The sequence below is a fragment of the Deltaproteobacteria bacterium genome, assembly GCA_019308905.1.
Taxonomy (GTDB): Bacteria; Desulfobacterota; BSN033; order WVXP01; family WVXP01; genus JAFDHF01.
Genome location: JAFDHF010000101.1, coordinates 1 through 8,480, shown reverse-complemented (window position 1 = coordinate 8,480; position 8,480 = coordinate 1). Strand labels below are relative to the sequence as shown.

The 8,480-nt window shown below is 58.1% G+C and carries 9 protein-coding genes; all 9 read right to left on the bottom strand.

All coding sequences use genetic code 11. From position 1 onward, the window contains the following. The coding region (locus JRJ26_19600) for an ADP-forming succinate--CoA ligase subunit beta (protein ID MBW2059697.1) at nucleotides 1-286 on the bottom strand (286 nt) is incomplete at its 3' end. Nucleotides 287-393: 107 nt separating this feature from the next. Continuing rightward, a complete protein-coding gene (locus JRJ26_19595; protein MBW2059696.1) occupies nucleotides 394-1,170 on the bottom strand; it encodes a glutaconate CoA-transferase in 777 nt (258 codons plus the stop codon). Nucleotides 1,171-1,184: 14 nt separating this feature from the next. Next, a complete protein-coding gene (locus tag JRJ26_19590; GenBank protein MBW2059695.1) occupies nucleotides 1,185-2,108 on the bottom strand; it encodes a CoA transferase subunit A in 924 nt (307 codons plus the stop codon). A gap of 38 nt (nucleotides 2,109-2,146) precedes the next feature. After that, nucleotides 2,147-3,088 carry a hypothetical protein gene (locus JRJ26_19585; GenBank protein MBW2059694.1) on the bottom strand — a complete coding sequence of 314 codons (942 nt, stop codon included), beginning with the start codon at nucleotides 3,086-3,088 and terminating at the stop codon, nucleotides 2,147-2,149. Further along, nucleotides 3,076-3,972: a hypothetical protein gene (locus JRJ26_19580; protein MBW2059693.1), complete on the bottom strand. Its 897-nt coding sequence runs from the start codon at nucleotides 3,970-3,972 to the stop codon at nucleotides 3,076-3,078. Before JRJ26_19580 ends, JRJ26_19585 begins: the two co-directional genes overlap by 13 nt. Nucleotides 3,973-4,164: 192 nt before the next feature. After that, nucleotides 4,165-4,899 (bottom strand): HAD family hydrolase, encoded by a 735-nt coding sequence (locus tag JRJ26_19575; GenBank protein MBW2059692.1) that lies wholly within the window; start codon nucleotides 4,897-4,899, stop codon nucleotides 4,165-4,167. Between the two features lie 64 nt (nucleotides 4,900-4,963). Continuing rightward, the gene (locus tag JRJ26_19570; protein ID MBW2059691.1) at nucleotides 4,964-6,811 is read right to left on the bottom strand and encodes an aldehyde ferredoxin oxidoreductase family protein; all 1,848 of its coding nucleotides are present in this window, start codon (nucleotides 6,809-6,811) and stop codon (nucleotides 4,964-4,966) included. Beyond that, complete coding sequence (locus JRJ26_19565) at nucleotides 6,804-7,223, bottom strand: 4Fe-4S dicluster domain-containing protein (protein MBW2059690.1); 420 nt, start codon at nucleotides 7,221-7,223, stop codon at nucleotides 6,804-6,806. The genes JRJ26_19570 and JRJ26_19565 overlap by 8 nt, the downstream gene beginning before the upstream one ends. 49 nt (nucleotides 7,224-7,272) lie before the next feature. Then, the gene (locus JRJ26_19560) at nucleotides 7,273-8,376 is read right to left on the bottom strand and encodes a zinc-binding dehydrogenase (GenBank protein ID MBW2059689.1); all 1,104 of its coding nucleotides are present in this window, start codon (nucleotides 8,374-8,376) and stop codon (nucleotides 7,273-7,275) included. Nucleotides 8,377-8,480: the final 104 nt, after the last annotated feature.

Below are 8,480 nucleotides of genomic sequence, written 5' to 3'. Positions count from 1 at the left end.
CTATGGAAAGCCTCTCCTCGATGAGCAGGGTATTCACCACAAACCCTCGGATCTCCGATCCGAGGAGACGCCTGACTTTCTCCTCCAGCTCCGACCTGTTCTCCGCATACTGGATGCCTCCGGCCTTACCCCGCCCCCCCACCAGAACCTGCGATTTGACAACCGCCGATCCCAGGTCGGTGAAGATCCTCGCGGCTTCTTCCACGCTCCCAGCTACCCCACCCCTGGGGACGGGAATCCCGTTTTTCTGGAATATTTCCTTGGCTTCATACTCAAAGAGTCTCATCTCAAATCTGTCCTCCCTGCCCGGTTCTCAAGAGAATCTACCAAAGGCCGCGTTCCCATCTCAAAAGGCCGTTGCTGCGCGCACCGGTCTCGGGCCGCATCAAGACGTCAAGAGTGGGTCTTGATATAGAGCTCATAGGGATCGACCTCCTCACGGAGGACTCGAAGCTCTTCTTCTGTGGGTGGTTCCACTTCTTCCGCTCTTGATGGAACCTCAGGCCGAAAACCCGTCTCATCCAGCACCCTTTCCAGGGAAACCCCCGGCATGAGCCTGCTGATGCGGAACCTGCCCGTGGCAGGGTTGGTCTCCATCACGGTCAGATCCGTGATCACCCGGATCAGGGGTTTTCTTGAGGCCAGCCCGACCTGCCGGCGGTCCTCCGGACCGCCCAGGTATCCCGGGCTCGTTATGTAATCGCATTTCTCCGGGAACCGGCGTTTCTCATGGCGGGTGATGATCAGGATCTTGCGGGAGTGGGAGGCTATGTCGTTGGCCCCTCCGCTTCCTGGAAACCTCACCCTGGGTTTCTGATAATCCCCGATAACCGTCGAATTGATGTTGCCGTACTGGTCGATCTGGGCTCCTCCCAGAAAACCCACATCGGCAAGGCCACGCTGCATGAGGCATCCGAGAACATCCCGCAGAGAGCCGAGCCGTACCGCCTTGTGCTGGGCCCTGGAATCAGAAACAGAAAGGGGGGTCGGCAGCACCAGGGGCGCAATCGGACCCGTCTCCACCACATAGCAGAGGTGGGGTGCATGGGTCTTCTGGGCGAACATAGTCGAAACCAAGGGGAGTCCTGTCCCAGAGAAGACCACCTCGTAGTCCTCGATGTAGCGCGAAGCCTCGATAACCATCAACTCGTCAAGACTGAAATTCCCCATACCCTCCCACCCGATCAGAGCATCTCCTGCATGGCCTTTTTCAGAGCCATCATCTTCTTGAGACCGCCCACCTTATCGAGATAATCCTCAAAGGTTTCACAATCGAGAACATAATCTCTCAGGTATGCCTCGTAGGCCTTTCCCCCTTCCCGGGCACACCTCTGGTAGAAGTTCAGGTGATCAGTGTCATAGTCGTAATACCTATAGGCCGCGGTCGGATGAGCCCCGAAGGGCTGTTCGACGACTGCACTGACATAGAGGTAGGGGATGGTGGTCCGTTCGGGGTCGTTCCGGATCCGCTCTGTTGGAATGATCTCCTCGCAGGAAACGATGGTGTGTTTTGCCGCCCGGACCATCTCCACATCGTGGGCGAGAAACCCCTCGATAATAACATTTCCCATGGGGTCGGCCTTCTGGGCGTGGATGATGGCCACATCTGGATTAAGCGCGGGAAGCAGCACTACCTTCTCGCCGGGGTTCCAAGGATTGTCGATAAGCTCGTATTTCTTAAGGGTCGACCGTGCCTGCCTGGTGAGCATATCGGAGCCAAGGAGGCTCTTGATGGGCATAAAGGGCAGACCCATCTCTCCTGCAAGGAATCGGCTTACCATGGCCAGATGGCTGTAGTCCTCCATCTCGACGGTGCCCCTCTCAACCGCACGGCGCCAGCAGAAAGTCGTACCAAACCGTTCCAGGTTTCCTGTCCCCGCCTCCGTACGTTTGACAAGACCGGCCCCGACCATGATATCCATGGGGATGGAGAGGTTGCAACCGCAAAGGGTGAGGTCCTTCTTGCCCTGACGGACGATCTCATGAGCTATGGCGACGGTGCACCGCCCCACGTTCTGACCGCCCAGACCGACCACAGCCCCGTCAAAAACGAACCTCTCCACGGCTTCCCGTGCGGTCATCACCTTCTCGGACGTGGTCTCGGCCATGGCTCCTCCTCTCCATGGGCTGAGCACTGCAGAGGTCCTCACTTCGACTTCCTGGGCAATTTACGGGGATCCTCGATCTCCTCCACGATGCTGTATCCGCTCCCCTTAAGCCTCTTCCGCTCCTCAAAATTCTTCTTCCACTCCTCGAGGGTCTTGCTCCTGCCCGGCCTGGCCACTTTCTCCCGGTCCTTGAGAGAAGGCACCCCCCTCTCAGGGGGTCCATCGTAGAGCTCTTTGGGCATCAGGCTCTGACCGAAGACGTAACGCGGTTCCCGCTCTTCTTCCTCGATTGCGTGGGCGCCGCATCCAAAGGCTCGAGTGATCGCCACGATACTCCAGGTCGCTTCAGGGGAAAAACCCAGATCAAACATGGTAGCGCCGATTGCCCCCAGCATGTCCAGATCCACTCGTTCCTCGCTCCTCTTCTGAGCGGCCTTCACGATCCTCTTCTGGAAATCGATGTACCTGCGGGCCACGCCGAGCTTCTCCGCCCTGGCAAAGACCCGCTTGGCTGCCGGGTCCTTCAGCATGAGGCCCGAAACCCCCAGAATCAGGCTCCCCTTGTTCTCCTCCACCAGGCTCTCGGCCAGCTCATCGAGGTCTTCCCCCTCTCCTGCTCGGCTCAGGTACTTATCGAGCATCCTCCCGTATGCCTGAAAGGCACCGTAGGCATGGCCAAAGGCGAGAATGGAGCCCCCGACGGCCTGGGTCAGAATAGTATGGCCCTTGGCCACAAGCCGGGAGATGGCCGCCGGAGTTGAGAGGCCGTCATCCAGAGCCAGGATCATGACGTAATGGAGCATCTTCGTCTCTTCCACCAGAGGGATGCGGGCCTGGTAGTTGATAAATATCAGATCGGCAATGCCGTATCCCTTTTCCACGAGTTCTGTCGTATCGTATCCCCGCGTGACGATCTTGTCCACCGTCTTATAGGATATTGTGGAATGCCATTTGAAGGGCTCTCTCTCTACAGCACCCATTTCTTGTACTCTCCTCTCTCGAGTTCGTCTCTTGCATAGGCTTGGCGTTCTTCCTGATCCGGAACCGGTCGATCCGGGATGCCGTCGTAGGCAATCATGGAAAGATCGAGCATCTGAATCATCTTCTCCCCTCTCGAGGCCATCCAGGCCCGGCCCCTCTTCATGTTCTCGATGGCATGGCAGGCACAGCTAAAACCACGGCAGATGCATCCGATAGCCCATGCGGCATTTGGGCTGAACCCGATGTCGGCTAGAGCCGTGTTTCCCGCTCCGATCATATTCACCGCAAGAGGCCGCTTCCCCTCGGCCTTCCGCCGGTTGTTGAAATGCTCCTCAATCGCCTCCTGGAGCTCCAGGTAGACCCCGTCAACCCCGAGTTCCTTCTCTTTCCTGTGTGTCGGCATAGCCCTCGGGTCGCCGTTGATGTGCTGGGGCTGCCCCAGGCCCATGACCGGTCTTCCCGCATCCAGGTATTCATCCACGAGGATCTTGCCCATCTCCCACAGGGACTTTCCCTCGACCCGCGCCCTCTCCAGGTACTTGTTCATCATATACCCGTGGGCGGCACCAGGCCCGTGAGCCCCTCCAAAGGTCATGATACCTGCAGCCACCGCCGCGGGAAGCTGGGGTCTCCCACCCATTGTGGAGATCGCCGCTGCAGCCGAGGGGGACATCGAGTGCTCCAGGAATTCCCCCATCTCGTACTCGAGCATCTTCTCCTCTGCCTCTGTAGGAATTCGGCCCTGGAAAAGCACAAACAGGGCATCGCAGAAGGTATAGCCCTCCTCTGCAAGATCACTCAGATTATAGCCCCTCAAAACCGTCTTCTCTTCCGTCTTAAAAGAGATCTGGGTCTTTCTCTCCAGTATGGGGTCCCTTTCCATTGAACCACCTCCTTCGCATATTCTGCTGATTCCGTCCTTTACGCTGGAGCCCGAATCCCGTTGCTCTTCCCGGGGAACAGCAAAGAGACGTATTTCCTGCCCGACCAGTCTTGTGTAAGCATATACTCTGGAGGCTCATAATTCAAATTAATAATCATAATGAAAGATATAACTACCAGCTATGTCTGGTTCTTATCCCCATGGCCGATGCCCCCGGCTTCTTGAGGCCCCGATGAGCCCTGTCCCCAGCAAGGGCCATAGAGAGGTGATTATCCGGACAGAGCCGTCACCAGGCTGCCAGGAACGCCGAACCGACCAATGCTGAATCCAGATGGGCTCGATTCGTGCGTTACGAGCGCCGCAGATATCGATATCCCAGTCATCGCCTACGTAGACCGCATGCGACGCATCAACCCCGAGCGCTTTCAGACAATTCACAAAGGGAGCTGGGTTTGGTTTTGCCGGAATTCCGGACTCACCGGCCACGATCGTAACCTGGAAGTACTCCTTGAGACCGGGGAACTCCAGCACACGGTGTTTCCCGCCCCCCTCCTGGGCCTGCGTGTTGGTGACGATTCCCAACCGATACCGGCAAGCAAGATCTCTCAGAACCGGTTCGGCTTCCGGAAAGGGCCTTGCCTTCCCTTTCACCGTCGCCCAATAGGCGTCCTCCCATTCTCGGAGCGTGCTCATTGCAATCGGTTTCCCGTAATGCTCAAACACCGCCTGCCACAGGGAGACCCTCGAAGACTCATACCGGTCACGGAACTCCCTTCTTAGGTCCCGGTAGACCTTGAGGAATTCCTCGGGCGAGTCGAGTCCCAGGCTTGAAAAAATCAGCTTTTCAACCTCTTTTTCCGCCTGCCGGAACCCCTCGGCTTCGTCCACCAGAGTCTGGCCGAAGTCAAAGATAATCGCCTCGATCATCGTGAAAACCGGTCGCCCGTCCGTCTCGGCCGGTTACCGGTTGCGGGCTCCCTCATTCATCCCCTCAGTAACCATCCAACCCGAGCTCCTTGAGCCGCTCCGGAGTGGGGATTCCCCTCCTGTCCCACCCATGGCTTTCATAGAACTCATCCAGCATGAGATCGAGTTCCTCTCTGGTCATGATCGCCCCTTTGTGAGGGCCACCTGGGATGGCCTCCCTGAAAAAACGCTCGGGGAGTCGATCTTTCGACCTGTCGATCCCCTCTCTGACCTGAAAAAGCCTCTCCAGTGTATAGACCCTCTCGCCCACACCGATGAGTTCATCGAGGGTAAAACCGAGCCCTGTAACCAGGTTGAGCATGTCCACGTGTTCCTGCTGCAGCCTGTTGCCGTATAGCTTTTCCGCGAAATGGCAGAACCCCATGCAATCGGCCGCAGCGGTCCAGCGGGTGATGATGCCCTGCATCACGCCCTTCCCCCTTGCCCGCTCGCGATCGCCGTCATAGTCGATCAATGGATTCGGGGCGTATTCAAAATCCCGCCCGTCGTGGTGGTGGGCACCCCGGGTACCCACGGCAAAACCGAGACCCATACCCTTGGTCCCACGGGTCGAGTGCCCAGGATGCTCCAGTCCCTTTGTGTTGATGGCGAAGTACTCGGCGCCGCGGTCCAGCTTTCGGGCGGCGATCCGGGTTCCTTCGGCCAGAAGGTCTCCAATCCCTTCCCTCAAAGCGATCTTCTCGATCGTCTGAACCATGGCTTCCACATTTCCAAACCGTAGATCCAGCCCATGGAGCTGGTCCCTGGTGATGATCCCCTTTTCCACGCACTCCATGGCAAAAGCCAGGGTCACACCGGTCGAGATGGTATCGAGACCGTAGTCGTCACACATCCGGTCCATCTTTGCCACGGCCCGCATGTCCGGATTGAGACACATGGAGCCCAAAGCATAGACGGTCTCGTATTCCGGTCCCTCGGTCACCGTCGCCTTATAGGGGCCGTCAGGCACTCGATAGACCCCCGGGCATGTGGCAATGCAGGCGAAACAGGAGTTCCTCTTCACTTCCCCCTTGAGCCAGGTCGAGTGGAAAAGCCCTTCCCCGCTCTCATCGTAGGTCTCCCTTCGCCAGTTATCGGTCCCCCAAAGGCCGAAGTTCTGAAAGAGCTCTGGAAGCATCACAGTCCCCCGGGAAGAATACCCCTTGTCCAGGCCTGAACCGGGAAACCTCGCATAGGGATTTCTCTCCAGCCACTCCTTGAGGCCCTCCATGTCAGCCACTTCGACGTCCTGGGAACCCTTCACCGTGATGGCCTTGAGCCTCTTGGAGCCCATCACCGCGCCCAAACCACACCGGGCTGCCGCGTGAACCCCTGCAAGGATGCCGGCGTATCTAACCAGGTTCTCCCCTGCCGGCCCGATACAGACGGACTGGGCTCTCCTCTGGCCCACCTCCCTGTGGATCACCTCCTGAGCCTCGCCCGTCTTCTTTCCCCAGATATGGCCTGCCTCTCGGATTTCGGCTTTTCCATCGTTGATCCACAGATAGACCGGTCTGTCTGACACGCCCTCGATAACAACCGCATCATAGCCTGCATACTTGAGCTCAGGGGCCCAGAAGCCGCCGGCCGTAGCGTCGGCAAAAAGCCCCGTGAGAGGGGATTTTGCAGCGACGTAGGTCCTCGAGATAAAGGGGAGGATCGTTCCCACGAGGGGACCCGCAGCAAAGACCATCTTGTTCTCTTTCCCGAGAGGGTCGATACCGGGTCTCAGCTCACGGTAGAGGGTGTGAATCGCCAGCCCGTTTGCACCCACGAATTTCCGAGCCAATTCATCGGAGAGCTCCTCAACCTCGGTGCTCCCCGCGGTCAGGTCGACCCGGAGGATCTTCCCCATGTAACCCTTCTTACCCATGCCCGGTGCCTCCGAATTCCAGAGCTCCTGGTCTGCAGTACGACACGCAGAGGGGATCACCCCCGCAGAGATCGCAGTTGATGGCTTTGCCGGTTTCGGGGTGGAGTTTCATGGCGTCAAAGGGACAGGCCTCCACGCACTCCCCGCACCCGGTACAGGCCTCTCCATCCACCGAAACCAGACCGCTTGTCGGATCCTTGGATATGGCATCCACCGGGCAGGCATCCATGCACCTGGGCTTGTCGCAATGGACACAGACCAGGGCCCTTTCCATCCGCTCCAGGGAGCGGGTGTGGATCGTTATTCTCGCCTTCTCAGGATTGAAGACGCCGTCATGGGCCATGGAGCATGCCAGCTCACAGACCCGGCAGCCGGTACAGCGTTCTGGGTAGGACCTGACAAATCTAGCCATCTCTCTCCCGGGCCCCGTCATGGAACATGGCAGTCCCGGCAAGGGCCTGTCAACTCTCCCAAGGCTTTACGGCCACCCGAACCCCCTTTCCGGACTGAGCGGTTCTCATGGCCTTGTTGATCTCCCGGAGAGGGAAACTGTGGGTGACGATCCTCTCGAAAGGAAATATCCCTCTCGTCTGAGCCAAGAAATCGATTCCCCACTGGAGGTGTTTGGTATCGTAGTTGTGAACCCCACGGAGAGTGAGCCATCGAAAAACGATATCAGAGGCGTCATAGGTAAAATCGGCCCCTGGAAAAGCCGTCCCGTGCTCCACGAATCGCCCACCCTTTCGCAGGCATTTAAGCCCCACGGGGATGAGCTGCGGAACTCCGGCCACCTCCATGACCGCATCCACCCCGAACCCACCTGTCAGGTCTCGGACGGCTTCCACGATCTGCTCATCCTTCATGCCCTTGGTGTTGATGATATCTGTGGCGCCGAAGGATCTGACGAATTCCAACCGGTGGTCGAGCACATCGGTGACGATCACCCGGTGGCACCCATAGTGTCTTGCCAGGGCAGCGGCGTAAATCCCCAGGGCCCCGGCACCCTGAATCAGGACATTCTCAAAAGGCCTCAGATCTATGACATCCCATCCAGCGACCACGGTTGCCAGGGCGCAGTTGGCCGGAGCGACCTCTTCGTCCGGCAGCCCATCCGGGATCTTTATCACGCACGTTCCCGGGCTGATATAACAGTACTCGGCAAACCCTCCCACGAAATGAGGGGGAGAAGCGCAGCTATCATGGCCGTACTTCTTCAGAGAGCGGCACTTCATCATCAACCCTTTTTCCCGGCAATAATAACATTTTGCGCAGTTGTCCATGATGGTCCATGTTATTCTGTCGCCCACCTTCAAGGGTCGATCACCCGAATCATGGGTCACACCCCGGCCGAGCTCGACAATCTCCCCCACGATCTCATGGCCGAGAATGATCGGCGTGGGAGCCTCCCTGTGGCCCAACCACGAGTGGAGATCAGAGCCGCAAATGGTGCAGCACTTTACTTTTACCAGGAGAGCCCCTTTGCCAACTTCGGGCAGGGGGTATTCGCGGATTTCCAGGTCGCGCTTGGCCTCCACCATTATCGCCGCCTTTGCCTTTTTGACCATTCTTCCATTCTCCTCAAGATGCCGGCTAATCGGCTATGGGGATGTACCCCATCCTTTCGACGATCCTCTGCCCCTCTTTGCCCACGATGAATCCGATCAGGCGG

Bases quoted from the DNA above. Each gene is read 5' to 3' on its own strand.
- JRJ26_19565 (MBW2059690.1), bottom strand. From the start codon at position 7,223: ATGGCTAGATTTGTCAGGTCCTACCCAGAACGCTGTACCGGCTGCCGG.
- JRJ26_19575 (MBW2059692.1), bottom strand. From the start codon at position 4,899: ATGATCGAGGCGATTATCTTTGACTTCGGCCAGACTCTGGTGGACGAA.
- JRJ26_19595 (MBW2059696.1), bottom strand. From the start codon at position 1,170: ATGGGGAATTTCAGTCTTGACGAGTTGATGGTTATCGAGGCTTCGCGC.
- JRJ26_19585 (MBW2059694.1), bottom strand. From the start codon at position 3,088: ATGGGTGCTGTAGAGAGAGAGCCCTTCAAATGGCATTCCACAATATCC.
- JRJ26_19580 (MBW2059693.1), bottom strand. From the start codon at position 3,972: ATGGAAAGGGACCCCATACTGGAGAGAAAGACCCAGATCTCTTTTAAG.
- JRJ26_19560 (MBW2059689.1), bottom strand. From the start codon at position 8,376: ATGGTCAAAAAGGCAAAGGCGGCGATAATGGTGGAGGCCAAGCGCGAC.
- JRJ26_19570 (MBW2059691.1), bottom strand. From the start codon at position 6,811: ATGGGTAAGAAGGGTTACATGGGGAAGATCCTCCGGGTCGACCTGACC.
- JRJ26_19590 (MBW2059695.1), bottom strand. From the start codon at position 2,108: ATGGCCGAGACCACGTCCGAGAAGGTGATGACCGCACGGGAAGCCGTG.